A 25,790-nucleotide genomic window follows, 5' to 3' on the forward strand; every position below is an offset into this window, starting at 1 on the left:
TATTTTGAGACTTGCTCAAAATGATGGTTTATTCCTGCACTACGAACTCCGCTAACTTGTAGCCCCATTTCTCATAATCCTCTTTGTTTAAGCGGACATTGTAGAGCACATCGTTCTCGTCATACTGCTGCTCCAACACCTCGCCCACACGGTAGAGCAATGAAGACAGGTCGCCACGGTCACCTGGGATCCGGAAGGTCAGAGTATCCCCTGCCAGCGAATCTTCGATGATCTCCCGGATCAGGGTTAGATCCTCAGGGTTAAAAGCACTGATCTTTAAATGCTCCGGGCCTGCTGGAAGCATCTCCAGCTGTTCCGGCTGGCAGATATCGCTTTTGTTGAACAATGTAATTTGCGGCTTCCCGGCAGCCCCCAGATCCGTGAGAATGGCTTGGACAACCTCCATTTGTTCCTCACGCATTGGAGAAGAGGCGTCGACTACATGCAGCACCAGATTCGCTTCATTCACTTCCTCCAGAGTGGCACGGAAGGATGCCACCAGATCATGCGGCAGATTCTGTATGAATCCAACCGTATCTGTTAACACAACCTCTTTGCCTGAAGGGAGCTGCAGTACACGTGAAGTCGGGTCAAGTGTAGCAAACAGCTGATTCTCAATATATACATCTGCATCCGTGAGCTGCTTCAATAGCGTCGATTTGCCTGCATTTGTGTATCCGACAAGGGCCACCTGTACGGCACCGCTCTTGCGGCGGCGTTCTCGATGCAGCTCACGGGTCTTCACCACTTCGTCGAGCTGGCGTTTCAGTTCATCAATCCTGTTGCGGATGTGCCGGCGGTCCGTCTCCAGTTTACTTTCCCCTGGTCCTCTTGTGCCGATACCGCCGCCGAGTCTGGACAGGTTTTTGCCCTGCCCGGAGAGGCGCGGCAGCAGATAGGAGAGCTGTGCCAGCTCTACCTGAATAATACCTTCCCGCGTCTTCGCCCGTCCGGCAAAGATATCCAGGATCAGCTGGGTGCGGTCGATAATTTTCAGATCCAGAGCTTCCTCCAGATTGCGCACCTGCGCTCCGGACAGCTCCTGGTCAAAGATTGCCGTATTCGCACCGAAACCATCTGCAGCCATCCGCAGCTCTTCTACCTTCCCCTTGCCGATGAACCATTTGGAATCAGGAGTTTCCTTGTTCTGGCGCAGCACGTCCAGCACTTCGACACCGGCTGTCTCCGCCAGCTGCACCAATTCTTGCAGGGAAAGCTCCGGGTCAATGCCGGTGCGCTTAATTTTGTCCGTCACCAAACTGACTAATATTGCCCGGTCCTGGATATCTGTTTGTGTATCATGTGTTGTCGTCATGCATTCAATGCTCCTTATCTCCATACCCCACTGAGGTATATCATCCTTTAATCATATTTTGTTTTACAGCTTAAAATCTTCAGTCCGCAGTGTCATCAGCTCCTGCTTACCGGGGCTGTTGCTCTCGTACTGGTTCAGCAAGCGTACTGCTTGTGCACGCACGGCTTTCTCAATCGAATTGCGCACAAAGCGCGCATTGCTGAAGGCATGAAGGCTCTCCGTCTTCTCCACCAGCAAATGCTGCTTTAACTTGAGTATCGCCTGCGGCATCAAAATATAATCGCGCTCCTTGGCCATAAGTTCGGCAATCTGCAGCAGCTGATCAATCGTATAGTCGGGAAATTCAACCTGAATAGGAAACCTTGAAGGCAGCCCCGGATTGCTCATCAGAAAATAATCGATCTCGCCGGAGTACCCGGCCAGGATCAGCACAAACTGGCTGCGGTGATCTTCCATGGATTTTACCAGCGTATCGATGGCTTCCTTTCCAAAATCCTTATCTCCACCGCGGGCAAGACTGTAGGCTTCATCAATAAATAGGATGCCTCCGAGCGCCTTTTTTACCAGGTCACGCGTCTTCTGGGCGGTATGTCCAATATATTCGCCGACGAGATCCGCTCTCTCTACCTCGATCAGATGCCCCTTGCTCAATACACCCATCCGTTGGAACAGCTTGGCGACAATCCTCGCTACCGTCGTTTTACCGGTTCCGGGATTGCCCTTGAACACCATATGATAAGCCTGGCCGCCACTGGCAAGCCCTGCCTCGCTGCGCATCTGGGCGATCTGCAGAAGCGCATATATCTCAAATACAAGCTCCTTGATATTATCCAAGCCAACAAGACCATCAAGTTCCCGGCTTAACTCCTGGAACAGTCCGCTATGGCCGTGATTTTTGGGGAGCGCGGCCCCACTGCTGCTGTCGCTCACCGCACTGCTCATCGGAGGGGGATCTTGATTCCGCAGCACAATATTGATTTGCCTTGACGGTCTGCCTTCCTCCCGCCCGCTTGCTGCCGCTACGCGTCCGTTCACCTTATTCACCTCATTATCCAGGGCTGACTGCTCTAAGTAAGTCTATTCCGGTACATGAGGTCTTATTAGCAGTTTCAGGATTTTTATACTTGGCAAATGATTTACAGAAATAACTGCTGCAGCTTCCATTTGGTGTAGGCCAGGATTTCACGGGATTTATACTTGGCCATCGACATTACCTCTGACTCGGTAAGCCCCAGCTCTGGTGCAGCATAGCCCAATTCTCTGGCAATTTCCTGCGCCCGCCGTCCATGAAAAGTATGCGTAATAATAACCGAAGACGTCATCCCCTCACGCTTCATAATTTCCTGGCTGAACAGCAGATTCTCGTACGTGCTGGTAGATTTGTTCTCCATAAGGATATCTTCTTCCGGCACACCTTGCTCCACCAGATAATTCCGCATCCCTTGACCTTCGGTAAATTTGTAGTCCGGATCGTCCAGCCCCCCCGAAACAATAAAGGTGCTGAACATTCCCTCCCGGTAGAGCTTTAGCCCGCAATCCAGCCGTTCCTTCAGGCCGGGGCTTGGCTTATCCCCCCACATGGACATGCCAAGAATAATACCTGCATCCGCTTTCGTCATAGGTGATGTTGTAGCTGCACTGTTAATGTTATTAAACACAACCGCGCACCATAGGAGGCCTGCTGCCACAATCGTTATACCTGCAATAAGCAAGTTGCGCTTACGCCGGGAGCGGCGTTTTCTGGACACTTTGCGTATTGGGGATGAACCTCTTTGGTAAACGTACCATTCCATTTTTTATTTCCTCCTGAATTCTCCGTGATGGAACAATTCGGCACGATGCTTCAGTGAGAGAGAGAAATAAGGAAAGGCGTGTGCGTCAATACTGCGTAGAATGCTCTTGGCTGTTGCCCAGGCCAGATTATAGTCGCTGTCCGTAATGTCTTCCCTTTCCAGCGCTTCCTCAAGTTCATCCTCATCCAGCAAAAATACCTCTCCGTTCCAAAGCACCACAACGTCCAGGTACAAATCATCAAACCATGGAACGCCTTGATCCGTGACGCCTTGGACTTTGCAGGTGTCGATGTACCATTGTACGATATTCTGTCGTTCGTCGAACATAGCCGTCACAATATAGTGGCTGTCCTTGGGAAAATACTGCAGCCAAGAATATCCTTTGTCCGCTATGCGGTATGTATGCCTTCCATAGCTCTTCCACAGTGGTTCCTTCAGCCCGTAAATCGTATAAAGAGTGATATAACCGCTGAATTCCCGGGTTTCCACATAGCGGCAGGCGAAATGTCGGCGCGTAATCCGGCGCCAGTTGGCCCGGTCTCCGAATTTACGTTTCATATGAATTACCCTCTCAAGAAATGGTGTCTTCAGCTTAACACATTTGAGAGACACACTCAAAACATCCCGTAAAAAAACAGAACTGACGGCAACGTAATCAAAGGTTGCAGCTTCTGGATTAAAGGAAATATTTAAAGGTCCTTTCAAAAAAAAGACTATCCTTTCCCACCTTGAATGGGTAAAGGATAGTCCTTTGGATCAAAGACAAACTCCACTACTATTGAGGAGATTGGCCCTCATTTGAAAATCCGGTATCCGTTACAGTTCCCGCCTCAGTACTGTTCTCCGTACCTGTGTTTCCTGAACCGGAAGTTTCAACAGGAGAATTGGTTGGCAGCGGGGTTGGCGGAGGCGGAGTAGTGGTTGCTTCCGGAGGGGTTACAACTCCACCCCCATTGCCATTGCCGTTCCCATTCCCATTACCATTTCCGTTGCCATTTCCGTTGCCATTTCCGTTCCCATTACCATTTCCATTCCCGTTGCCATTCCCGTTATTTCCACCGGGATTGCCGTTGCCTTCGCCGTTTCCGTTACCCTGTCCGTTACCTTGATCATCTGTGGGAAGATTCGGATCAGGTGTTACTTCCGGCTCTGGTGTCTGCAGTTCATCCTGAACCATTACGATAACGGTCCCCGATGGCTCGCTCTCCACATCCAGTTCGGGATAATAAGCTGTTACATAATATTCATAAGTCAGTCCAGGCATGGCGCTAATATCACCCATAGTTAGAGACTTTGTGCTGAGAAGTGAAGTGAACTCCGTCTCCGAGGTTTCCCGGCGGTAAATCCGGTATTCCACTCCTGCAACCTGAGCCGCTTCCCAACCAAGGTTCACAGTCAATGTTGAAGGATCATATTCAGCGGATAGACCCGTGACAGGCTGTACCGTTTCTGGAGTAGCCGTTGGTTCAGGCGCACTCGCACCTTCCGGTTTAGGGAAAGACTTTTCCGGAATCCCCTCCAGAGCCTTCTCCATAACTTTACCCCAGAACGCCGCTGCAAGCGGACTGCTGTTCTTGAGCAGATGTGTCTTGCTCGGCTTGTCATATCCCATCCACACTGCTGCGGTCCATTCAGGTGTATATCCGACAAACCACACGTCACGGTTGGATTTGATCCCGTCGTATCCGCTCTGGGTAGTACCGGTCTTGCCGGCAACCGGACGGTTGATTTTCGCTTTTTTACCTGTACCGTCCTGTACAACTTCCTGCATCATTTGGGTCATTTGGTAAGCTGTATCCTCACTCATCACCCGCTCAGGCTTTGTATTGGCCTTATAGACCATGTCCCCTTCGCTGTTGGCAATCGATTTAATCGAATACGCCTCACGCAGTTCACCACCGCTGGCAAAAGCACTGTATGCCTGAGCCATTTCCAGCGTATTGGTTCCTTTGCTCATCCCGCCGAGGGCGAGTGACAGGTTCTTGTCTTCATCGCTGAGGCTGATCCCCAACTTCTTCGCAAACTGGAAGCCTGTATCCACACCAATCTCATTCAGCAGCCAGACCGCCGGGATGTTCTCCGACTTCGTTATCGCCTGACTCATGCTGATCGTTGATGAGTAGCCATGCAGATTTCTCGGACAGTATTTGCCGAAGCACTGCTTTTCATTGCTGAGCATTGAGGAGCTTGAGAATTTCCCCGACTCCAGAGCAGGAGCGTAAGAAACCAACGGTTTGAAGGAGGAACCCGGAGAACGCCGGCTGCCGTTAACACGGCTGTAGCCCTTCTTCTCGTAATTCCGTCCGCCCATCAGCGCAACGATGCTGCCATTCTCCTGGTTGATGATGGTCATCGAACCCTGCACCAGTTCCTCATCCACACTTTTTTCGAAATTGTCGCTATCGGCAAAAGCATCTTCTACCGTCTGTTGGGCATTTTTATCCATCGTTGTATAAATCTTGTATCCGCCAATGTTGAGATCATCTTCGGTTAACCCGAACTTGTCTTCCGCCTCGTCTATTGCATAATCAATAAAGGCCTGATAACGCTGTTTGTTTTCGGGCGGCTTATAGTTGTAGTTGACCGCAGCGGCTTCATCCCGCTCCTGTTCAGTAATTTTCCCCTGTTCATACATCAGTTGGAGCACTACGCCGCGGCGTTCCTTGGACAGCTCTGGATTGCGCAGCGGATTGTAACGGGACGGCCCTTTCGGCATGGCAGCCAAAGTGGCGATTTGCCACAGCTCAAGGTCCTTCAGATCGCTTTTTCCGAAATAACGGATAGACGCTGCCTTAATGCCATAAACTGTGCCACCAAAGTTAATCCGGTTCAGGTACATCTTGAGGATCTCCGGTTTGGTGTTCTCATTCTCCAGCGCAACCGCAATGGAAACCTCGGTCGCTTTACGGAAAAACGTCTTATCGCGTGTCAGGAAGATATTCTTCGCAAGCTGCTGGGTGATCGTACTGCCGCCTTCCACCATGCTGCGTGCTGCGATATCCTTGACGGCCGCGCGGCCGATCGACCATAAATCCACACCTGAGTGTTCAAAAAAACGTTTATCTTCTGTAGCAACAAAAGCCTCGATTAGCTGTTCAGGAATATCTTCATACTCTACCGGATCACTCTTTTCAAGTGAAAGTTCGCCGATCAAATTCGCATTGCGGTCAAAAATCTGTGTCGGTGGATTCACTGTTAATTTGTCCTGGTTCTCATTCAGCAGTTTCTGACCGTTCAGCATAATAAACAGGTAGCCGCCAAGCGCACAAAAAATCGCCAGCGCCGTTGCAAAAAATAAACTCCACAGTACGCGTTTCTTGGTTAGAAACTTCTTCTTTTTCTTAGGCTTCCCTTTGGGACTCGCAGGGGTGGTGCCCCTGTCTCTATTGCGGTTCGTCCTGGAAAAATCGTCTCTAGACATGCTGCCTCCTGACTCCCTTTCGGAAACATCTTGAAATTGTATGCACGAATGAAAAGAACAACCTTCACAGGTTGCTCTCTCGCACTCTCTATTCAAACGCTTTATAAACAAAAAGGTTTCACTGCAAGGTTGTAAAAATTGTTATTCTTCGCTTCCACTGTCCTGCATCAACGATACACTGCGCTGTGGCGTGAAGGTGGAAATAGCGTGCTTGTACACCATTTGCTGGCGTCCGTCACTGTCGATGACAATTGTGAAATTGTCAAATGCTTTGATGATTCCCCGGATTTGAAAGCCGTTGGTCAAATATACTGTGGCAGGGATATTCTCTTTACGCAGCTGGTTCAAGAACGTATCTTGGATGTTAATGGACTTGTTCATATGACGTACCCCCAATGGTTCAATTAGATTGTTCAGAAGTATATTCAAGACCTGAGAGAAACTTTCCTGCTATTATAGCACGTATTTTTGCAAAATTCTCTGAAAAGTTTTGCTCGTTGAAATCGTCGATCCACTGGATTTCCTTCATGTGGCGAAACCATGACAATTGTCGTTTGGCGAATCGGCGGGTATCGCGTTTCAGCAGTGTCACAGCCTCGTCCAGCGTCGTTTCTCCCGCGAGATAAGCAGCCATTTCCTTGTAGCCCAATCCCTGCATGGACACAAGAGTTCTGCTGTAGCCGTGATCCAGCAGTCCTTTCACCTCGGCGACGAGACCTTCCGCCAGCATCTGATCGATTCGGTCTTCAATACGTTTATATAGTATTTTCCGGTCCATTGTCAAACCTACGAGGCATAACTCATATGGAGACTCCTTCTTCTGAGCCTCATGGGACGCCGAAAGCGTAACCTTTGTCTGGTGATGAATTTCCAGCGCACGGATGATTCTGCGGCGGTCATTCGGATGCAATCTGGAAGCGCTGGCAGGGTCTACAGCCGCCAGTCTGGCGTGCAGGGCTTCTGCTCCATGCTCCTCGGCAAAGGCGTCCTGCTCGCTGCGGAACGCCTCATCCGCCACGGCCTCAGAGAAGCGGAAACCATAACACAGGGATTCAATATACAGTCCCGTTCCACCCACAATAAATGGAAGCTTTCCCCTGGCGCTGATCTCCTCGATCAGCCGGACGCCCTGCACCTGAAATTCAGCGGCAGAATAGGCTTCCTGCGGATCATGGATATCAATTAAATGATGCGGAATCCCCTTCATCTCCGCTGGTGTGATCTTAGCTGTGCCGATATCCATTCCGCGGTAGACCTGCATGGAATCACCGGAGATGATCTCTGCACCGTACGTCTCCGCGAGCTCCAGGCTAAGCCTTGTTTTGCCGACTGCGGTCGGCCCCAGCAGTACCAGAACCTTATGTTTAGTCTCAGTTGTCAATGTGTATCACCCCGTACGATGTTTTGGAGCTGCTGCGCAGCTGTTCGTAAAAGCCCAGCCGTGAGAATTCGCCGCTTAAGGCCTTCTCTTTGAGCAGGACAGCCTTGCGTGCTACTCTGACTGCCTCAGCGACACTCTCCCCGGTCAAGGCCGCTGTGTTAGCGAAACGGCGCAAGGGGGATATCGCCGCAGAGTCCGTCAAGGGAACCCGGAACATCGGGTCGAAGTAGACGATATCGACACTATTGTCCGGCTGTTCCCGCAAGTACCCCAGATGTTCGCTGTACACAACCTGGATGCGGCGCAGCGCTTCGTTTACTTTCTGCTGGCCGGAAATGTACTGGCTCATGCCTTCAAGCAGCAGCGCATACAGCGGCAAGGAGCTTTCCAGCGCAGTCACCACGGAATCTTCTCCCCCGTGGACGGCAAACAGCAGAGAATCGCTGCCAAGACCCGCCGTGCAGTCCAACACGCTGTCTCCCGGCAGCATTCCGGCAGCTTCCAGCATGGGATCAGATTCGCCCTTCAGAATGCGTTTCGCCCGGACAAAGCCCATACTGGGATGAAACTCCATCGGTGGCAGACCCGGCGAGATCAGCCGTACCGCCTCCTGCAGAACTACCAGAATCTCCTCGTCCCCGTAACGTTCCGCCAGCTTTGGCATGGAGAACCTAGCCCTCGGCACGTAAGGTGCGCCCGTGCGCCCGGCAAGCTGCTGAGCCCGCAGCTCAATTTCCGGTATCGGGTCAAAGCCCGTTGTTATAATCATGATGCCTCCGATCTGGTACGCATTAGAGCGTTAAAAATAGAAATAAACAGATTGCAGATCAAGAGCTGTAAGTGAGCTAGCTTACCTCATATGCAGTGCAGCTGCACTTACATGACACGTTTGAACAGCTTCTCCAGGTCATAGGAAGAGAAAGAAACCACGATCGGCCGTCCATGCGGACATGTATATGGCTGGCGGCAAGCTGCCAGCCTGGACAGCAGAGCCTCTACTTCCTGCTCTGTAAGCTTCTGGTTGGCCTTGATGGACGCCTTGCAGGAGCAGAGAATGGAGGATTTCTCACGCAGTTTGGCCAGGTCGATGTAACGTTCGCTCAGCACCCATTCCGCCATTTCCTCAATGACCGCCTTCTCATCTCCCTCAGGGAACCAGTACGGCAAGGAACGGACCAGAAAAGTCTGTCCTCCGAAATGCTCAAGAAATACACCTGCCTGTTCGAACCAATGCAGTCTTTCACTGAGCTGGCGGCTCTCCGAAGGGGTGAACTCCAGGGTGATTGGCAGGAGAAGCTCCTGCGAAGCATCCTCGGGACGCCCGAATTTCTCATAATAATATTCATAATTAATCCGTTCATGTGCCGCATGCTGGTCAATCAGATAGAGCCCGCTGTCATTCTGGGCAATAAGATATGTCCCATGATGCTGGCCGATGTAGTTCAGCTCAGGGAACTGAGGAAGCGCAGGATCTTCACTGCCGGTTGGAGCGTACAGCTCCTCTGCTGAAGGCATCCCTCCCCGGGGCGGCATTGCCCCGGCAGGCTGGCGGTAGCTGCCGCCAGTCCCTTCACGCGGCAATGAAGAAGTACTGCCGCTGTATGCCGCAGCAGTCTCCCGGGCCACCGGCATTGCGCTCTGATGCTCTCCCGTCCGCTGCTGTGCGTTGCCGGAGTAGCGTTCTCCTGCTGCAGCCCCGTTGCCGAAGGGGGAAGCACCACTGACTCCACTGTTCCAGGCGTCCGGTCTCTCTGCAGGACGGTTAGCATCCGATGTACCCGCTTGCTGCAGATCACTTTGCGGAGCAACACCGGAGGGCATATCACTTCGCGGACCAGCGGTCCGCGGGTCTGGACCGTCTTGATCATTGCGGGCCATGCCTGGCAAGCCATCGGCAGGCTGAGGAATGGCTCCTTTCGGAAAGGCAAACTGCTCCTGGATAAAGGAACTGCTGCCCTTGGCGCCTATTATCTCTTTGCCAGGCCGCGGAATCAGACTCTGGCCCAGTAGAACCTTGCGGATCTCCTGCTCAACAAATGCGTACAGTTCGATCTCCTTACTGAAACGCACCTCCAATTTCGCCGGGTGTACATTGACGTCGACGAGTGACGGATGCATGTCCAGCTGCAATACGAGCAGCGGATAGCGGTTAATCGGCAGCAGCGTGTGATAAGCCCGCATAATAGCCGCATTCAGCCCGTTGCTGCGGATGTATCTTCCGCCTACAATCGTGGTGACTGCATTGCGGTTGGAGCGGGTCCACTCCGGCCGGCTGACAAAGCCGGCAATCCGGTAATCCGGATCTTCTGCTGAGATCGGCAGCATCGCCTTGGCCGCTGATGTACCGTAAACGGCAGCAATCACCTGCAGCAGGTCGCCGTTGCCAAGTGTATGCAGCAGCTGATTGCCGTTGTGATGCAACGTAAAGGAGATGGAAGGATGAGCCAAAGCCATCCGGTACATCGCATCCGAAATATGCCCCAGCTCTGTCTGTATGCTCTTCATATATTTCAGCCTTGCCGGTGTGTTGAAAAATAATTCCCTTACTGCAAGATCGCTTCCCTTGCCGGAAGGTGTATCCTCGTTGCGGATCAGCTTCCCGCCTTCGATATCAATCAGCCTGCCTTTACCATCATCACTGCTGGCAGTCAGAAGGGATACCTTCGAGACAGCGGCGATACTGGGCAAAGCCTCGCCGCGGAAGCCAAGGCTCGTGATCAGGAACAGATCGCGTCCATTCGCAATCTTGCTGGTCGCATGGCGGTAGAAGGCGGTCTCGCAGTCCTCAGGCTCAATGCCTGAGCCATTGTCTTTGACGCGGATGCTCTGCAGTCCTCCCTCTTCAACAGAAACCTCAATTCGGGTGCTGCCGGCATCAATCGCGTTCTCCACCAGCTCCTTCACAACGGAAGCCGGCCGCTCCACAACCTCACCCGCTGCAATCTGGTTGGCAATATGCTCGTCCAGTACATGAATTTTAGCCATTTTGTATTCACCTCGCCAATAGTGATGTTTGTTCTTCGCTAGAATTACGCTTACTTGGAAACACCCTAAGTTACAGCTCCTTGGCCTTCTGCTTAAGCTCATTCAGCAGGCCCATTGCCTGCAGAGGGGTCATATTCATCAGATCTGCACCCTGAACAGCGGCAACCAGCTCTTTCAGTAGCGGATTTTCTTTAACAGGTGCAGGTGCGGAACCCGCTCCGCCTTTACGGTTCCTGCGCGGCTCTTCTTCTCCAAAGATCGACAGTTGTACGACTTCAGCGTCTTCTGCATCCGGCAGGGAGGCCAGCGAGACGGCAGCTTCGGTGTAAGCTGATCCGCCTGATGTGCTCACGGCGGCTGCATTGCCCGCATGCATGTAGGCAGCATCATCTCCGGATGGCGATACATCCGTGTCTTGCGTTCGGCTTGCAGATAATCCGCTTGCCTGTTCCTTCACACCGTGACGGCTCTCATAAGCAGTCCCGTATTGCAGCGCAGGCGAGCCCGGAGGCGCAGACTGCTCAATGCTCTGGAGCAAACCATATGCCCGGTCAATAATACCTTCCGGCAATCCGGCCAACCGGGCGCAATAGATGCCATAGCTGCTGTCGGCAGCTCCCGGCACAAGCTTGCGCAGGAAGTTCACTTTGTCTCCGCTCTCTTGCACGGCCATAGAATAATTCTTCAGGCCTTGCAGGCTCTGCTCCAAATGGGCCAGCTCATGAAAATGCGTCGAGACCAGTGCTTTGCAGGCAATGGTATCATGCACGTACTCAATAACCGCCTGGGCAATGGCCATGCCCTCGCTTGTCGAGGTGCCCCGGCCCAGCTCGTCAATAATTATAAGGCTGCGCGACGTTGCTTTCTCAGTCATGACCTGAATATCGGCCATCTCTACCATAAAGGTGCTCTGCCCGCCGATCAGGTCATCCGCCGCTCCAATCCGTGTAAAGATCCGGTCTATCAGTGGAACCTCCGCGCTTTCTGCCGGAACGAAGCAGCCGATTTGGGCCAGAATGCAGATCAGCGCCACCTGACGCATGTATGTGCTCTTGCCAGCCATGTTAGGGCCGGTGATGAGCAATATATTGCCGTCATTCTTGCTCAGTGTACTGCCGTTTGCTATAAATGCAGAATCTTTCAGCACCGCTTCTACTACCGGATGCCGTCCACCCGTAAGACGCAGGTCATAACCGTCGGATAGCTTGGGTTTTACAAACCGGTGCTCGGCGCTGACCGCAGCAAGACATTGATACACATCTATTTCCGCTACCTTCTCCGCCAAGGCCTGCAGCCGGGGAATTTGTGACCCGATACGGTCCCGCAGCTCGGTAAACAGGCTGTATTCGAGATCGGTCATTTTGTCCTGGGCTTCAAGAATCAGCGCTTCTTTCTCTTTCAGCTCAGGGGTAACATAACGCTCTGCATTCGCCAAGGTCTGCTTGCGTTCATATCTTCCTTCCGGCAAGGAAGCAAGATTCGAGCGGGTAATTTCTATATAATAGCCGAAAATTTTGTTGTAGCCGATTTTCAGCGACTTAATGCCTGTAGCCTGGCGCTCCTTCGCCTCCAGCTCGGCGATCCAGCGTTTGCCGCTGCTGCTCGCTTCCCGCAGCTCGTCCAGGCGCTCATGATAGCCTGTCCGGATAATTCCCCCGTCCCGCACAGATACCGGCGCATCCTCGGTAATTGCCCGCTCGATATCCTCACGCAGCTCTGCGCATTCATCCATGGTGGAACCGATCTCTCTCAGGGTCTCTGAACCTGAAGTCAGACACATATCTTTCAGGGCCGGTATTTGCGCCAGTGACTGCTTCAGGGCATTCATGTCGCGTCCGTTGGCACTGCCGAAGGCGATGCGCCCGACGAGCCGCTCCAGATCATAGATTTCTTTCAGCGCCCCGCGCAAATCCTCACGCACAATAAACTGGTTATAGAGATAGTCCACAGCCTCCAGTCGACGCTCAATCGGTGCCCGCTGCAGGAGCGGCTTGTCGATTCTGCGGCGAAGGAGGCGTCCGCCCATCGAGGTTTCGGTGCGGTCCAGCAGCCAGAGCAGTGAACCTTTTTTGGAGCGCTCGCGCACCGTTTCAGTGAGTTCCAGATTGCGGCGTGTGAACGGATCCAGAATCATATAGTTGCCAGGTTCATACGGCGAAATCTGGCTAAGCTGTCCCAGGGAACGCCGCTGGGTTTCACTCAAATAGGAAATCAGCATCGCCAGACATTTGCCCCGCTCACTCTCCAGACGCACCCAGGCCGCTTCGCCGAACTGGCGGCGGGCCAATTCCTCTTCGCGTTTCTCCCAAGGAGTGTACACGACCGGCTTCGCCAGCAGTGAGGCCTCACTGCGCAAACTCTCGAGCAGGTTAGCATCTCCGATAATCTCGGCTGGCTCATAAATGCCGATCTCGTCACGCAGCCATTCCGAACCTGAAAGAACGGAAGTGACATACAGCTCACCCGTAGTCAAATCGCAGGCAGCCAGAGCCATCATCCCGTCCTGCTCGGTCACGCAAACGAGGTAGTTGTTGCTTTTGTCCGTAATAATTTTGCCGTCCATTACTGTACCCGGTGTGACTACGCGGACAATATCCCGGCGCACCATGCCCTTTGTTACGGCGGGATCATCCAGCTGCTCGCAAATCGCAACCTTGTAGCCCTTTTCGATCAAACGCTGTATGTAACCTTCCGCGGCATGGTATGGCACTCCGCACATCGGAATGCGCTCTTCGCCCCCACCCTCACGGCCGGTTAAAGTAATCTCAAGCTCTTTCGAAGCCAGAACCGCATCCTCGAAGAACATTTCATAAAAATCTCCCAGCCGAAAAAAAAGGAAAGCATCCTCTGCCCCTTCCTTTACCTTTAAATACTGTTCTATCATCGGCGTATATTTTGCCATCATTGACCTCCATACCTATCTTCTGTGTTCTCTATTATAACAGAAACCTGCAAGGCAAAGTCACCCCGGGAAGTCACAATAAGAGAACACTAAGAGAACACCAGAGCTGGAACGCTGCCTGCATCGGGTGCATTACAGATATTGTTAATTATAGCCATTGAAGATCAACATGACCATATGATGTGCTTTTTCAATAATTTGCTGTAAAATTATAAAGGAATTATTATACATTACTGAAACTGAAGGAGGTACAAGCTTGATACGCAAACTAAATGAAGCCGACCGGGAAGATTTGATGGAACTGGTAGGTAAAAATCCGGCTATCAATTTATACATTATCGGAGACGTGGAAAATTTCGGGTTCGAGCAGGATTTCATGGAGCTTTGGGGAGAAAGTGACTCTGTAGACGGGCCGTTAAAAGCAGTGATACTGCGTTTCTACGGAAGTTATTTGCCATATTCAGAGGGGCCTTTTGATGCGGAGGGTTTTGCGGAACTGCTGCGCAGAAACAAAAACGCCGAAATGATCTCCGGCTCTTTAGAGGTCGTGCGGACGCTCAGTAAATGGTTGAATATCCGGCAGGAAAAAGAGATGCTTTTCGCCGAGCTGACAGAGATGAATGAGGAAATCCGTACAGCGGCATCCGCTCCTGTGCCCATCCAAAAAGCCACGACACAGGATGTGGATGCCATTTGTACATTGACGGATGTTATTACAGAGTTTACCAGCAGTCCGGAGGACGCGCGTAAAACCCTGCACAAAACGCTGGAAAGCGGAACCGGCCGCACCTACTTCGTGGAACAGAACGGGGAAGTAATTGCTACCGCGTCAACCGCGGCGGAAAATTCGCGGTCAGCGATGATAGTCGCCGTAGCCACCCATCCGGAATACAGAGGACAAAAATTAGCTTCACGGGTGGTCGCACAGCTTTGTGCCGATATTCTGGCCGAGGGAAAATCACTATGCCTTTTCTATAACAATCCTCAAGCAGGTTTAATCTACAAAAAGCTCGGTTTCCGCGATATCGACAAATGGTCCATGACTTATCTACATAAAGAAAATCAACTTACAGGTACATAAGCCTCAGGGCGACAGAATTCCCAACCTGATTACCGCTGATTCCTCATTGACTCTTTCCCGGTCCACAGCGGACGGATATCCCGCGATTCATCCCAGGTCTGTTCCGCGGAGATGCAGCGGAACAGCGGTTCTACGTAAGGGGCGGCGCGCACGTAGCCGTCCAGTGCGCGAAGCTGGGCCTGCAATGGAGCCCAGGCGGCGCGCAGCGGATCTTTGCTGCCGCTGTAATAGGCGGCATGCAGCTCTTCCCGGTCCAGCGGGCGCTGCGTCAGGTCTTCATAGCGGCTCACGATCAGGTGAGCCAGGAAGACCGCGCCTTTGGCGATGACCGGGGACACCAGGAAGCTCGGCAAGGTCCGGTATTCAAAGCCGCCATGCGGCTGAATACGAAAATCGCCGAGCACCCCGTAACGCGGACGCCGCGCCGCAGCCCGGGCGTCCTCCAGCAGCAGCAGCGGCAACGCCAAGTAGTTGTCGAGCGCGCGCAGCAGCGGCGCCGTCAGCCGCACGCCGCTGAAGTGCAGGTGGCCGCCGAGGGCCCAGCCCCGCAGCGGCATGCCTCCCGCCCGCCAGCGGAGCGAGCGGTCGGATACCATCCGGTCCGCCGTGGCTGCGGCGGACATCAGCTGCGCCAGCAGTGCGCGCGGTTCCCCGCGCGGCGCAGGGCGCAGCTCGGCGACCGGGAACATGCCGCGCGTTCCCGGAGGTCCGGCGTCGCAGCCCGCGACGCCGTCTACGGGCAGGAACCGCGACGCGGGCACGACGCGGCCGGAGGTTTCCCGGAGCAGAAGAAACTCCGGGTCCATGCCCATCAGCAAGCCTGGACGGCCAGGCAGCTCCCGGGCCAGGTCACGGTCCAGCGCCAGCGACGCTGTACGGTAAGGCTCCGGCAGCGGCTTGCCGGCAGGTTGCGCGAGCGGGAGGATTTGTTCCACAAGGTATCTCCTTCCGCCCATAGCCTTTAGCCTGACTTCACCGCTGTCCAGCCCCAGGCTGTATAAAGCTCTAACAGCAATTCCCCTCACCAGTCCGGCAGTTCCGCGCCGCTCCGGGCCGGGGCTGTAATGCGCCTGTTCACCGGATATTCCGTAGTCTCCGGGATTTCCAGGGTCTCCATGATCTCCATGGTTATCAATTTCACCCTCATCAAGTAAGCTAACACCGGTACCCCCGGACACACTATCCCCACCGATTGAGGCAACTGGGCGGGAATTCCCCGCTGCAGCACTCATGGCCCGGCCGGTACCCAGTGGTGTGATCTCAAGCACTGCCAGATTGAATATTTTAACCAAGTATTGCTGTTTGTGTCTGTCCATATCAGGACCCTTCTTATATGTATGGCCATTTGCAACAGCTATTCTTCCGGCTTGCCCTGCATCCCTCTCCAAGCGATTCCCACCGGCAGACAGAGCAGCCTCCAGTCCACAGCGCCGCAGCCGGAGCTCTTGGTGCTCCGGAGTTAGCAGCAGGTACTCCTTTAACCCTTCATTCACGCTGGCTCCTCCCTAGTGGTTCGTTCCCCTAACTTTAGATCTTCCAGTTCTTGATGTTCCCATCCGATGGCTGCTGTTAAAAGGTCCATGGCTGAAAAATAAATAAAAAATAAAAAGGAGGGCATTCGCCCTCTCGCCGCCGCCCTCACTACATATAATGGATTATAACCCACCCGATATTCAGTTGGCGGCGGCGCATTCCTTCCTTACAGCTCATCATCCAGGACGTCAGGATCCAGATCATCGAAATCAAAGCTTTCACCGTCGAAATCGTAATCCTTGTCTTCCGGATCATCCGTTTGGTCAGTGACAAACACGCGAACCTTGGTCTCAGCCACCAGTTCCGCTTCGAATTCCCGCTCTACGCGAAGTGTCACACTGCCGCCGCCCGGAGAGACACCGGCTTCCACACAATTTGGTTCCTGCGTTGCCTCCGCAGAGACCTCTACCGTGGAAGCACGGTGTCTCGGATCCAGATACGACAGCGGAATGAGCTCCACGTAGGAGACCGTTTCCTTGGCTACCTCGGTCTGCTTGTTTTTGTCGTACGAATACCAGATGTTCACATCGTAAGTACCGATTACTTCGATTCCGTTTCCGGCGGCAACCGCTTCGTACTGGTGGTTAATAATCCAAGCCCCCAGAATACTTGTCGGATGATGTGGCGGAGTCACGGTATGAGTTGCGGTAGAGAACTTACGACCTTTGCCGCAAATTGCCTTCGTAATGATCTCCCTTGTTTGACGTTTATGACTTAATGACATCTTTAAACCTCCTCCATACAATCATTCACTATCAAGTGTATGCACGTTCTGGGCATTTGTTGATTGTTAGAGTAGAAATAAATTTGGGTAAGCCCTCCATGCGCCCCGTTATAAGATTCATAGTTCAATTTATTGCAATAATCCCCTGGTTATGAGTACATAGCAAAAAACGGACAGCCCACAGGCAACCGTAGAACTTCCGTCAAGCCGCGACTCCACTCCTGCTATTGTAGCCCGTTATTCTTCTTACCAGAAAGGCAAAGACACCCGCAGCAACCGCCTGCGGGTGTCTTCATACGAGGTTTTATAGCGGTATTACCCGCATAATCCCCAAATCTCGGTGCCTGCTGAGATCAATAAAATCCTCATCAATGTTAACCAATGGCCGCAACGGATCATGCGCGAGAATCATGATGATTTTGCCTACCCGCCCATCCGAGAGCACTACTTCGTTGCCTATCATTGACTGCATCAGCTTATTGATAAAGACACTGCAAATATAAGGGTCAAGCTTGCCGTAGACATTATCCTCCATCTGCCTCAAAACCTCATATAAAGGCGAGGCCTTCCGGTAGTAGCGGTCAGAAGTCATCGCATGGAAAATATCCACCACGGCAACTATTTTACTGAAATCAGTAATCCGGTGGCCCAGAACACCGAAAGGATATCCGCTGCCATCCATGCGTTCATGATGCTGCAGCGCAACGAGTGCCTGCATATGATTGGTGCCTACCGTGTCCCTGATCATCTCGTATCCAATAGTGGTATGCTTTTTCATCATCGCAAGCTCTTCTTCATTCAGGGGTCCGGGCTTGGACAAAATTTCAGCAGGTATCATAATTTTCCCGATATCATGAAGCGTTGCGGCAATGGTCAGCATACTTAGTTCTTCCGGTTTCAGCTTGAGCCACTTCCCCAGAAGTGTAGACAAAATTCCGACTGCAACATTATGTCTGTATGTATAATCATCCTTGGACTGCAACGCAGCCAATATTCCGTAAAAATCGTTCTTCTCACTAACCCGTTGAATAAAGGGAATGACTTCATTGCGCAGCTCAATCATGGGCAGCCGTTTGCTCTTGTTAAAACGTAGTTGCTCAAAGATACTTTCCATCGCAGACGTGCACTCGTCAACCGCAATCTGATAGAAGGCTGCACTGTCCACTTGAACCACATCATGCGGCTCGAGAAAGATTTTGTGCTGACTGATCAGACGGATATGATCACTGCTTAACAAAGTCAGTGCGGGCAGAACAAACACGCCATTATGATTGAAGAGATTCTCAACAAGCTGTTTACCGATATATTGTTCATTGCTGTTGTTCAATAGTCCTCACCTACCTAAGCAGAAATTCACCTATGCGAACTGTCTGCAGTAATTGGAACTTTCACTGCCCCATCTTCTAATGAATAACACATTAATCCTGTTGCCTGAACAAAAACTGAACGACGGGACAATTACCAGCTCACTTTTAGTTCTTACATATCTTATCGTTATTTTACGCAGCAATGTTAATACCTCACCGACATTTACATATTTTAGATTACGAGGGGCCCCGGAAAGTGACCGGTCGTTTCAGCGGTTTGGCTTCAACCGGAACCTTATGGCGTTTGGCAATTTTTAGATAAAGCGCCAGCTCCCGGCAGAGCTGCAGAATCGCAGAACGGACCTCGAACTCTTCACGGGTTTCCGGCAGCTCCATCCGCTCGAACTCCTGCTCAAGCGCATCCAGCAGCCGCTCCGTCCGTCCGGTGTATTCCTCTGCCAGTACATCATTAGAAAGCTGATCGAACAATTCGGCAACCATATCTCCATGCGGCAGCTGCCGGTACACCTGGGAGAGCAATTGCATCATATTTTGGATCGACTCCAGTTGCTCCTTTCGCATATAGAAATAAATATTCCAGGCTTCATCCGGATGAATCACATGATTTTCCATTTCTCTAGACGCAGCCGTAAGTCCCCGCTGCACGGCCTCGTTCGCACCGATAAGCTCCTTACCGTCCCACACATAACCCGGGTCCCGCAGCGTCCTTGCCATTTGTACAAATATGATCGAAAAGTACTTGTCGACCTCCTTGCGGATACCCGCAATTACCCCGCCGGTCTGCGGCATATAGATCAGATTGACCAGACCCGCCGATCCCAGGCCCACAACCAGCAGCTCAATCTGCTGCAGCAGAACATGAAGTGACAGCTCAGCTTGTCCGAACACACGGAACACGATTACCGAGCTGGTAACGATGCCCTCCTTAAAGCCCGATTTAACGATCAGCGGGAAACCGAACAGCACATACAAGCCAAGTACCCAATAATGAAAGCCCAGGGTGAAAAACAGAATACAGCCTAAAAAGAGTCCCACAAGCGAGGCTGAGAAACGCGCCATTATCGTTCGGAGACTCCTTTTACGCGTAGTTTCCACTCCGAGGATCGCAAGCAGGCCCGCGCTTTGCGCGTTGGGTATGCCTATAGCGGCTGCCAGCAGAATGGACAGCAGCGTTGCCGCCGCTGTTTTGATAATTCGAAATCCCATGTAAATACCTCTCCTTGGCTTTTCATCATTCAGGTAAAGATATAAACATGGTACAAGATTTTCCGGGGAGACACAATATGACATGTTTCTCACCGCCTCGACAACAACAGCTTCTCCACATAGACGACCATCTGGTACATCGCCGTAGCCACCGCTGCAATAATCAGCAGACTGGACATGACAAGAGTGAAATTGAACACCTGAAAACCATATATGATCAGATATCCAAGCCCCGACCTCGCGACTAGAAATTCACCGACAATTACACCTACCCAGGACATGCCAACGTTTACCTTCAAGGTTGAAACAACCGTAGGAAAGGATGCCGGCAAAATAACCTTGAAAAACTCCTGTACCCTGGTGGCTCCAAACGACCTGACCACCTTCACGAGATTCGGGTCTACGCTGCAAAAGCTGTTATACACAACAAGTGTTGTAATGAGAACAGTGATGGATAAAGTAGTGATCACGATTGCGGTAAATCCGGCACCGAACATCACGATAAAGATAGGCCCCAGCGCTACCTTAGGCATACTATTAAAAACGACCATGTACGGGTCAAGCACCGCTGATAAAAAAGGCGACCACCAGATGATCACTGCCAGCAATGTTCCAAGCAGCGTTCCGAGTACAAAGCCGACCACGGTCTCCCCTACGGTAATCCCCAAATGCGGCCAGAGGCTTCCGCTGATCATGTCTTCCCAGATCTGACGGAAGACCTTCGTCGGATAGCTGAACAGCAGTTCGTCAATCCAACCCAGCCGGGCTCCTGCTTCCCATAGCAGAAAAAACAGCAGCAGCAGACTGCCCCGCACGGCCATGACCCTGCTCTGCCAACGCCGTTTTTTCTTCCTGTAATCGTTATGCTTCTGCTCCAGCCATTGTGCACGGGAAGCGGTTATTTCGCTTTGCTGACTTGATTTCACACGTCTTCCCTCCCAGCCAACTCCATTTCCTTCCAGACTCCATGAAAAAGCTCCGCGAAACCGGGCAAGTCCCTCGCATACAGCGGGGGCGTATTGCGGATTTCCTCCGGAACGGTAAATATTTTACGTATTCTTCCCGGGTTCCGCTGCAGCAGAATCACCCTGCTGCTGACGGCGATCGCCTCTGACAGATCATGGGTAACCAGAACCGCCGTGGTTCCGCGGCGGCGTAGCGTCTCAGATACCAAATCCTCGAGCTGCAGCTTGATCTGATAATCAAGCGCAGAGAACGGCTCATCCAGCAGCAGCAGGCCCGGGTCGGTGGCCAGTGTCCGTACCAGTGCCACACGCTGGCGCATACCGCCGGACAGCTGTGACGGATAGGCTTGCTCCTTGCCCTCCAGCCCCATATCCTTCAGCAGCTCCAGCGTTTTTTGACGTGTGCTTTCGTTCAAATTTCCGGTGAGCTCCAGTCCAAGCAGAGCGTTGTCCAGGATCGTCCGCCAAGGAAAAAGGTAATCTTGCTGGAGCATATACCCTACCTCCGGGGAGGGTCCCTTGATACGATGTCCGTTAACGAACACTTCGCCGCGGGATGGACTAAGCAGCCCGGCAATGATCGACAGCAGTGTCGTCTTGCCGCAGCCGCTCGGACCGACGAGACTGACGAACTCCCCTTGTTCTACACTGAGGCTGAGGTCCTCAATGGCCAGAGAAGCCTCTCGGTCACCCAGATAGGCATGCGTCACTTCCTCCAATTGCACTACTGGCAGCATATCAGCTCCTCCTAACCCTTAATCTATTTGACGAAGACAACGCCTACTTGACGTTGTCTTTCGCTTTTTCCGCAAAGCTGTTGTTCACAATTTTCTCCGCCGGAACCCGTTCTTTCAGCTCTCCGGCATTATCCATCACATCCAGCAGATTGTTCCACTCTTCGTCGTCCACGACCGGATCCACGGCATAGGTGTCCTGCTCTTTATAGCGCTTGATCGCGGAGATCACAATCTCACGCTCCGTTTTATCAAAATACGGAAGTACCGCATCGGCAATCTCTTCAGGACTATGCTCCTTCACCCATAGCTGTGCGCTCTGGATTGCATTGGTGAATTTCTGCACAGTATCACTATTTTTTTTGATATAACTCCCCTTGGACATAAAAGCCGTATAAGGAAGATAACCGCTCTCCACCCCAAAGGATGCCACCACCTGGCCCCGGTCCTCACTCTCAAAAATGGAAGCCTGCGGCTCAAACAGTTGTACGTAATCACCTGTCCCGGAGGCGAAGGCGCCGGCAATATTGGCAAAGTCGATATTTTGAATCAGCGTGAGATCCTTTTCGGCATCAATCCCTTTGTTGAACAAAGTAAAGGCACCCGCCATTTGCGGCATACCCCCTTTTCTTTGTCCGAGGAAGGTCGACCCCTTTACTTTATCCCAGTTAAAGTCCGCATCCGGTGTGCGGGCGAACAGGAATGTGCCGTCCCGCTGGGTCAGCTGGGCAAAAGTGATAACGGGATCATCCGCTCCCTGCTGATAGACATAAATTGAAGTTTCTGGACCAACAAGCGCCACGTCAATAGCTCCTGAAAGCAATGCGGTCATTGTTTTGTCACCGCCGGGTATGGTCTGAAGCTCAACATCCAGCCCTTCTTCCTTGAAGAAGTTCTGGGATAATGCCACATATTCGGGCGCATAAAAGACGGATCGGGTGACTTCGCCGATCTTCACTTTTACCGCAGCCGAGTCTCCGCCGCAGCCGGCGAGCACTGAAAAACACAAGGCGAGAATCATGAGCGACAGTGACAGCTTTTTCTTGTTTTTCATTCTTCATTCTCCTTTCTTCCCGGGTCTTTTGCCCTTGCTTGCAGCATATGCGAATGCCTACGGAAAGGTTAAAGAGTATGTGTAGTATCGTTTGCGCATCATTATAGAACTTCAAAGTGAAAGAACTGGCGCATATTTTGGTTCCTTGCATGAAATTATTTAAATGAAAATACGATTTTCCGCATAAACACGAGATATCAGAAGAATACAAACAATAATCAATGATATATCAGTCTAAATCTTCATAAATCGCTTAATTCGTTAATTTTTCGTTTGTGCAAACGTTTTACCAAAATCATGCATTCGACTAAGATATCAATAAAGCGCTTATCACATCAACATACTAATGAAGCTATTTATTGGAGGGGTCCGCAACAGATGAAATACAAGCCTTGCCGGGCAACCCGTTTATTTATTATGGGGAAGAGATAGGAATGCTTGGAGTGAAGCCCGATGAAGGCCTCCGTGAGCCTATGAAATGGACTGCCGATGGTCAAGGAGATGGCCAGACCACCTGGGAGCAGGCGAAGAATAACGCCGCTAATTCCGGTGCTGATGTGGAGAGTCAGCTGCAGAACAGAGGTTCTCTGCTGGAGCATTACCGTCAGCTTATTTCCTTGCGCAATGAAGTACCTGCACTGAGAGACGGTGGAATTCGCGAATATTCTTCCGGAAACAGTGGCATTATGGCCTTCGAACGGATCACTGCCGGGAGCAGGTATTGGTGGTTCACAATTTAACTGGCGGGACACAGAACATTCCGCTACATCCCGGCACGAACACCGTTACTTATTCTTCAATACTTAAGGCATTCCGGGGAGAAGCAAGTCTGGCGGGCAGCATGCTTACACTGCCTCCTTATTCCACAATTATTCTGGAGTAGATACTGGCGATGGTTGCAGTACCCACTCATAGAGAGCAGAGCACATCTGTGCTTTCGTAACCGGAATGGCGACCATCCAGTCCTCCGCGGCTTCGCAGCTCATACGCAGCAGCCAGCCGCTGGAGGTATCTTCAATAAACAAGGCATGCTGGAGCTTACACTCCTCTTTACTGCGTGAACACAGCTTAAGCTCTCCTTCAGCCGTTTTGTTCTTCATGACCTTCGCAAGCTGTGCAGATTGCAGCAAATCCCCTGTTTCCGCCGTCAGACATTCTGCCAAAAAACACAAGCTGTAGGTTGCGGCGCTTTCTTTTAGCTCCTCATATCTCCGTCTGGACAGTTGCAGACACGGTACATCCTCTACGCTAAACTCTTCAGGCTCAAAGCAATTAAACAGATAATAACAAGCGCGCTGCACCTTCTGTGGATCGCTCAGTCTATAGACGAAGGAATCTGAGGGCTCAATGCCTGCGATCAATGTTATATCCTTATGTACCTGCAGGCAGATATCTTGTACTTGATCACCTTCACAGTATTTTAACCGGCATATTCGGTCTGCGGATGCTGCCATTTGCATCAGATCCGAAATTTCCTTCCCCGCTGGCTTATCAGGGAACAGAAAATTAGCTAAATATACCTTATCCTTTTTATTCACATTGATATATCCTTCCCGGATCCCGCTAACATTGGAATCACACTGCAATAAAAAAAGTCCCAAACTATAAAACTTGTAATCTTTATGTTATCATAAGCTAATTTTAAGGTAAAATTAAGAAATGAGGGGTATGATCTATATCATGAAATACTTGTAGCGAGGTGATTTCAAAATGAGAATGCTCATCACATTTCAGAACAAGCTTGTACCTGTGTACTTCACTACAGAAAACAAACAGCCCACCCAGAAGGTTATCCGGTTGCTGAACAGCACACTGGAGCTCAAAATCCAGAAGGGCAAAAGTGCTCTGCAGAAATGCTTAAATTCTCTGATTAGTATCGAAATTAAAGGCTCTGAAGCTATATTGCACAGTTATAGTGAAAATGATTCATTGGCGCTATCCCTCTATTAATTAGAGGGGTAGTTTTTTTGTGCAGAAAAAAAGCACACCCCTTCATTATGATGGGATGTGCTCTGCTCGCTCTATATGTTGGCCGGGTATCTGTACTTCAGCGGCATATCTTCAACTAATCCGGTGATTTCTGTTCTCTTCCTTTTCTGCCTTCTGAATCCGCAGTTTGAACAACTTCACTAAGTTGCGACGAGTCTGCTCTTCGTGACAGTTGTCCAGTTTTTTAATGATAAAACGGTCGATGGACATGTCAATCGCTCCTTCTTCAATAAGTTGTATTGCCAACCTGAGGTGAGGAAATCTTTTCCTATAATCCTTGTAACACCTATATAACCGGGTCCTGTATTCCTTAAACTTTGCCCAAAATTGAAAAAAAACCTGAGTCAGAGCGGTTTCACTACATATTGATGTTCTGCCAAAAAAACAATTCGTCCATTAAGAGATGTAGTAGCCCTGCAAAGAAAAGGCCTTTGCTGTCGAGCAAATAAAAATTTGTTTCGACTATTATTTACAAACTAAATATTAAATGCTATATTATTGATAGTAAGTATTAAATATATATCTAAGGAGAAATCATAATGTCTAATGTACTTTTCATCAAAGCCAATAACCGCCCTGCAGATCAATCCGTAAGCGTTCAGCTTTACAACGAATTCCTGGCAAGCTACAAGGAGTCCCACCCGCAAGACGAAATCACTGAACTGGATTTGTTCGCAGAGCAACTTCCTTATTATGACAACACACTGATTACCGGTGTTTATAAAGCTGCTCAAGGCTACGAAGCTACTCCTGAAGAAGCTGCCGGCGCTGCACTGGTTAAGAAATACCTGAATCAGTTCCTTGCCGCTGACAAAGTAGTATTTGCTTTCCCGCTCTGGAACATGACTGTTCCGGCTGTACTTCATACTTACATCGACTACCTGAACCAGGCAGGCACCACATTCAAATACACTGCTGAAGGTCCAGTTGGCTTGCTGACTGACAAAAAAGCAGCTGTACTCAATGCCAGAGGCGGCATCTATTCCGAAGGACCGGCAGCAAGCGCTGAAATGGCCGTTAACTTCATCATGGGCAACCTGAACTTCTGGGGCTTCAAAGATACTACTCAAGTGATTATTGAAGGCCACAACCAGAACCCTGCACAATCCGCAGAAATCATCGCGAGCGGTTTGCAACTGGCCAAGACTGCTGCTGCATCGTTCTAATAACACGCCAGTATTAAAGGTCCGGTTCTAAAGATAGACATCCGCACTTTAATTAGGTATATACATTGCAATTAGCCGGACTTTTATTTATATATAGCAAGGGCGCAGCTTCTCTGGAGCTGCGCTCTTGCGTTACAAGAGAGTCTCCTTACAGCCATTCTAAGGCTCCAGGGACCCTCTTGTTCTGGTTTACTGTTGCTTAGTTATACCGCT

Annotated in this window: 24 protein-coding genes; 5 read left to right on the forward strand and 19 right to left on the reverse strand. The window is 51.1% G+C overall.

Going from position 1 to position 25,790, the window contains the following annotated elements; genetic code table 11:
* Positions 1-28 precede the first annotated feature (28 nt).
* From hflX to mutS, 10 genes are all read right to left on the reverse strand, one after another.
* Complete coding sequence (hflX, locus tag ACQ76X_RS03940) at positions 29-1,315, reverse strand: GTPase HflX (protein ID WP_438491700.1); 1,287 nt, start codon at positions 1,313-1,315, stop codon at positions 29-31.
* Between the two features lie 63 nt (positions 1,316-1,378).
* Positions 1,379-2,350 carry an AAA family ATPase gene (locus ACQ76X_RS03945; protein ID WP_038593013.1) on the reverse strand — a complete coding sequence of 324 codons (972 nt, stop codon included), beginning with the start codon at positions 2,348-2,350 and terminating at the stop codon, positions 1,379-1,381.
* A 101-nt stretch (positions 2,351-2,451) separates the two neighbouring features.
* Positions 2,452-3,108 (reverse strand): YdcF family protein, encoded by a 657-nt coding sequence (locus tag ACQ76X_RS03950; protein ID WP_438491702.1) that lies wholly within the window; start codon positions 3,106-3,108, stop codon positions 2,452-2,454.
* A gap of 3 nt (positions 3,109-3,111) precedes the next feature.
* A complete protein-coding gene (locus tag ACQ76X_RS03955) occupies positions 3,112-3,666 on the reverse strand; it encodes a DUF402 domain-containing protein (protein ID WP_038593019.1) in 555 nt (184 codons plus the stop codon).
* Between the two features lie 217 nt (positions 3,667-3,883).
* Positions 3,884-6,529: a PBP1A family penicillin-binding protein gene (locus tag ACQ76X_RS03960; RefSeq protein ID WP_438491705.1), complete on the reverse strand. Its 2,646-nt coding sequence runs from the start codon at positions 6,527-6,529 to the stop codon at positions 3,884-3,886.
* Between the two features lie 141 nt (positions 6,530-6,670).
* On the reverse strand, positions 6,671-6,910 hold the full coding sequence (gene hfq, locus ACQ76X_RS03965; RefSeq protein WP_019910673.1) for an RNA chaperone Hfq: 240 nt from the start codon (positions 6,908-6,910) through the stop codon (positions 6,671-6,673).
* 19 nt (positions 6,911-6,929) lie between these two features.
* Positions 6,930-7,910, reverse strand: a complete 981-nt coding sequence (gene miaA, locus ACQ76X_RS03970; protein ID WP_438491707.1) for a tRNA (adenosine(37)-N6)-dimethylallyltransferase MiaA — start codon at positions 7,908-7,910, stop codon at positions 6,930-6,932.
* Entirely contained in the window at positions 7,900-8,679 is a 780-nt protein-coding gene (locus ACQ76X_RS03975) for a class I SAM-dependent methyltransferase (protein ID WP_438491709.1), read from the reverse strand. Before ACQ76X_RS03975 ends, miaA begins: the two co-directional genes overlap by 11 nt.
* 107 nt (positions 8,680-8,786) lie before the next feature.
* Complete coding sequence (mutL, locus tag ACQ76X_RS03980; protein ID WP_438491711.1) at positions 8,787-10,895, reverse strand: DNA mismatch repair endonuclease MutL; 2,109 nt, start codon at positions 10,893-10,895, stop codon at positions 8,787-8,789.
* Positions 10,896-10,965: 70 nt separating this feature from the next.
* On the reverse strand, positions 10,966-13,797 hold the full coding sequence (gene mutS, locus ACQ76X_RS03985; protein ID WP_438492097.1) for a DNA mismatch repair protein MutS: 2,832 nt from the start codon (positions 13,795-13,797) through the stop codon (positions 10,966-10,968).
* 256 nt (positions 13,798-14,053) lie between these two features.
* On the opposite strand from mutS, the gene ACQ76X_RS03990 reads away from it, so the two are divergent.
* Positions 14,054-14,878 carry a GNAT family N-acetyltransferase gene (locus ACQ76X_RS03990; RefSeq protein WP_438491713.1) on the forward strand — a complete coding sequence of 275 codons (825 nt, stop codon included), beginning with the start codon at positions 14,054-14,056 and terminating at the stop codon, positions 14,876-14,878.
* A 29-nt stretch (positions 14,879-14,907) separates the two neighbouring features.
* Here the strand turns inward: ACQ76X_RS03990 and ACQ76X_RS03995 are convergent, their stop codons facing one another.
* The 7 genes from ACQ76X_RS03995 to ACQ76X_RS04025 form a co-directional block, all read right to left on the reverse strand.
* Positions 14,908-16,371 (reverse strand): putative amidoligase domain-containing protein, encoded by a 1,464-nt coding sequence (locus tag ACQ76X_RS03995; protein WP_438491714.1) that lies wholly within the window; start codon positions 16,369-16,371, stop codon positions 14,908-14,910.
* Between the two features lie 206 nt (positions 16,372-16,577).
* A complete protein-coding gene (locus ACQ76X_RS04000) occupies positions 16,578-17,135 on the reverse strand; it encodes an outer spore coat protein CotE (RefSeq protein ID WP_438491716.1) in 558 nt (185 codons plus the stop codon).
* Positions 17,136-17,439: 304 nt separating this feature from the next.
* Positions 17,440-18,462, reverse strand: coding sequence for an HD-GYP domain-containing protein (locus ACQ76X_RS04005; RefSeq protein ID WP_438491718.1), 1,023 nt, complete (start codon positions 18,460-18,462; stop codon positions 17,440-17,442).
* A gap of 217 nt (positions 18,463-18,679) precedes the next feature.
* Positions 18,680-19,669 carry an aromatic acid exporter family protein gene (locus ACQ76X_RS04010; protein ID WP_438491720.1) on the reverse strand — a complete coding sequence of 330 codons (990 nt, stop codon included), beginning with the start codon at positions 19,667-19,669 and terminating at the stop codon, positions 18,680-18,682.
* A gap of 89 nt (positions 19,670-19,758) precedes the next feature.
* On the reverse strand, positions 19,759-20,547 hold the full coding sequence (locus tag ACQ76X_RS04015) for an ABC transporter permease (protein WP_438492099.1): 789 nt from the start codon (positions 20,545-20,547) through the stop codon (positions 19,759-19,761).
* A gap of 44 nt (positions 20,548-20,591) precedes the next feature.
* On the reverse strand, positions 20,592-21,371 hold the full coding sequence (locus ACQ76X_RS04020; protein WP_438491722.1) for an ABC transporter ATP-binding protein: 780 nt from the start codon (positions 21,369-21,371) through the stop codon (positions 20,592-20,594).
* A gap of 43 nt (positions 21,372-21,414) precedes the next feature.
* Entirely contained in the window at positions 21,415-22,422 is a 1,008-nt protein-coding gene (locus ACQ76X_RS04025; RefSeq protein ID WP_438491724.1) for an ABC transporter substrate-binding protein, read from the reverse strand.
* Positions 22,423-22,781: 359 nt separating this feature from the next.
* Between ACQ76X_RS04025 and ACQ76X_RS04030 the strand changes: the two genes are divergently transcribed.
* Positions 22,782-23,162, forward strand: coding sequence for an alpha-amylase family glycosyl hydrolase (locus ACQ76X_RS04030; protein WP_438491726.1), 381 nt, complete (start codon positions 22,782-22,784; stop codon positions 23,160-23,162).
* A complete protein-coding gene (locus ACQ76X_RS04035) occupies positions 23,147-23,305 on the forward strand; it encodes a hypothetical protein (RefSeq protein WP_438491728.1) in 159 nt (52 codons plus the stop codon). Before ACQ76X_RS04030 ends, ACQ76X_RS04035 begins: the two co-directional genes overlap by 16 nt.
* On the opposite strand, the gene ACQ76X_RS04040 is transcribed toward ACQ76X_RS04035, so the two are convergent.
* Positions 23,292-23,960 carry a hypothetical protein gene (locus ACQ76X_RS04040; RefSeq protein ID WP_438491730.1) on the reverse strand — a complete coding sequence of 223 codons (669 nt, stop codon included), beginning with the start codon at positions 23,958-23,960 and terminating at the stop codon, positions 23,292-23,294. The genes ACQ76X_RS04035 and ACQ76X_RS04040 overlap by 14 nt on opposite strands.
* A 172-nt stretch (positions 23,961-24,132) precedes the next feature.
* Between ACQ76X_RS04040 and ACQ76X_RS04045 the strand changes: the two genes are divergently transcribed.
* Positions 24,133-24,372: a hypothetical protein gene (locus ACQ76X_RS04045; RefSeq protein ID WP_038593052.1), complete on the forward strand. Its 240-nt coding sequence runs from the start codon at positions 24,133-24,135 to the stop codon at positions 24,370-24,372.
* 111 nt (positions 24,373-24,483) lie between these two features.
* On the opposite strand, the gene ACQ76X_RS04050 is transcribed toward ACQ76X_RS04045, so the two are convergent.
* Positions 24,484-24,621 carry a hypothetical protein gene (locus ACQ76X_RS04050; protein ID WP_179091687.1) on the reverse strand — a complete coding sequence of 46 codons (138 nt, stop codon included), beginning with the start codon at positions 24,619-24,621 and terminating at the stop codon, positions 24,484-24,486.
* Positions 24,622-24,950: 329 nt separating this feature from the next.
* Between ACQ76X_RS04050 and ACQ76X_RS04055 the strand changes: the two genes are divergently transcribed.
* Positions 24,951-25,577 carry an FMN-dependent NADH-azoreductase gene (locus ACQ76X_RS04055; protein WP_038593055.1) on the forward strand — a complete coding sequence of 209 codons (627 nt, stop codon included), beginning with the start codon at positions 24,951-24,953 and terminating at the stop codon, positions 25,575-25,577.
* Positions 25,578-25,790 lie beyond the last annotated feature (213 nt).

The organism is Paenibacillus sp. IHBB 3054, from assembly GCF_051594305.1.
In the GTDB taxonomy this organism is placed as follows: Bacteria; Bacillota; Bacilli; order Paenibacillales; family Paenibacillaceae; genus Paenibacillus_AQ.

What these genes read in the sequence shown, in the direction of transcription:
- hflX (WP_438491700.1), bottom strand. Translation starts at nt 1,315, where the DNA reads ATGACGACAACACATGATACACAAACAGATATCCAGGACCGGGCAATA.
- ACQ76X_RS04025 (WP_438491724.1), bottom strand. Translation starts at nt 22,422, where the DNA reads ATGAAAAACAAGAAAAAGCTGTCACTGTCGCTCATGATTCTCGCCTTG.
- ACQ76X_RS04010 (WP_438491720.1), bottom strand. Translation starts at nt 19,669, where the DNA reads ATGGGATTTCGAATTATCAAAACAGCGGCGGCAACGCTGCTGTCCATT.
- ACQ76X_RS03960 (WP_438491705.1), bottom strand. Translation starts at nt 6,529, where the DNA reads ATGTCTAGAGACGATTTTTCCAGGACGAACCGCAATAGAGACAGGGGC.
- ACQ76X_RS04045 (WP_038593052.1), top strand. Translation starts at nt 24,133, where the DNA reads ATGAGAATGCTCATCACATTTCAGAACAAGCTTGTACCTGTGTACTTC.
- ACQ76X_RS04020 (WP_438491722.1), bottom strand. Translation starts at nt 21,371, where the DNA reads ATGCTGCCAGTAGTGCAATTGGAGGAAGTGACGCATGCCTATCTGGGT.
- ACQ76X_RS03955 (WP_038593019.1), bottom strand. Translation starts at nt 3,666, where the DNA reads ATGAAACGTAAATTCGGAGACCGGGCCAACTGGCGCCGGATTACGCGC.
- ACQ76X_RS04050 (WP_179091687.1), bottom strand. Translation starts at nt 24,621, where the DNA reads ATGTCCATCGACCGTTTTATCATTAAAAAACTGGACAACTGTCACGAA.
- ACQ76X_RS04000 (WP_438491716.1), bottom strand. Translation starts at nt 17,135, where the DNA reads ATGTCATTAAGTCATAAACGTCAAACAAGGGAGATCATTACGAAGGCA.
- mutS (WP_438492097.1), bottom strand. Translation starts at nt 13,797, where the DNA reads ATGGCAAAATATACGCCGATGATAGAACAGTATTTAAAGGTAAAGGAA.
- ACQ76X_RS03975 (WP_438491709.1), bottom strand. Translation starts at nt 8,679, where the DNA reads ATGATTATAACAACGGGCTTTGACCCGATACCGGAAATTGAGCTGCGG.
- hfq (WP_019910673.1), bottom strand. Translation starts at nt 6,910, where the DNA reads ATGAACAAGTCCATTAACATCCAAGATACGTTCTTGAACCAGCTGCGT.
- mutL (WP_438491711.1), bottom strand. Translation starts at nt 10,895, where the DNA reads ATGGCTAAAATTCATGTACTGGACGAGCATATTGCCAACCAGATTGCA.
- ACQ76X_RS04055 (WP_038593055.1), top strand. Translation starts at nt 24,951, where the DNA reads ATGTCTAATGTACTTTTCATCAAAGCCAATAACCGCCCTGCAGATCAA.
- ACQ76X_RS03950 (WP_438491702.1), bottom strand. Translation starts at nt 3,108, where the DNA reads ATGGAATGGTACGTTTACCAAAGAGGTTCATCCCCAATACGCAAAGTG.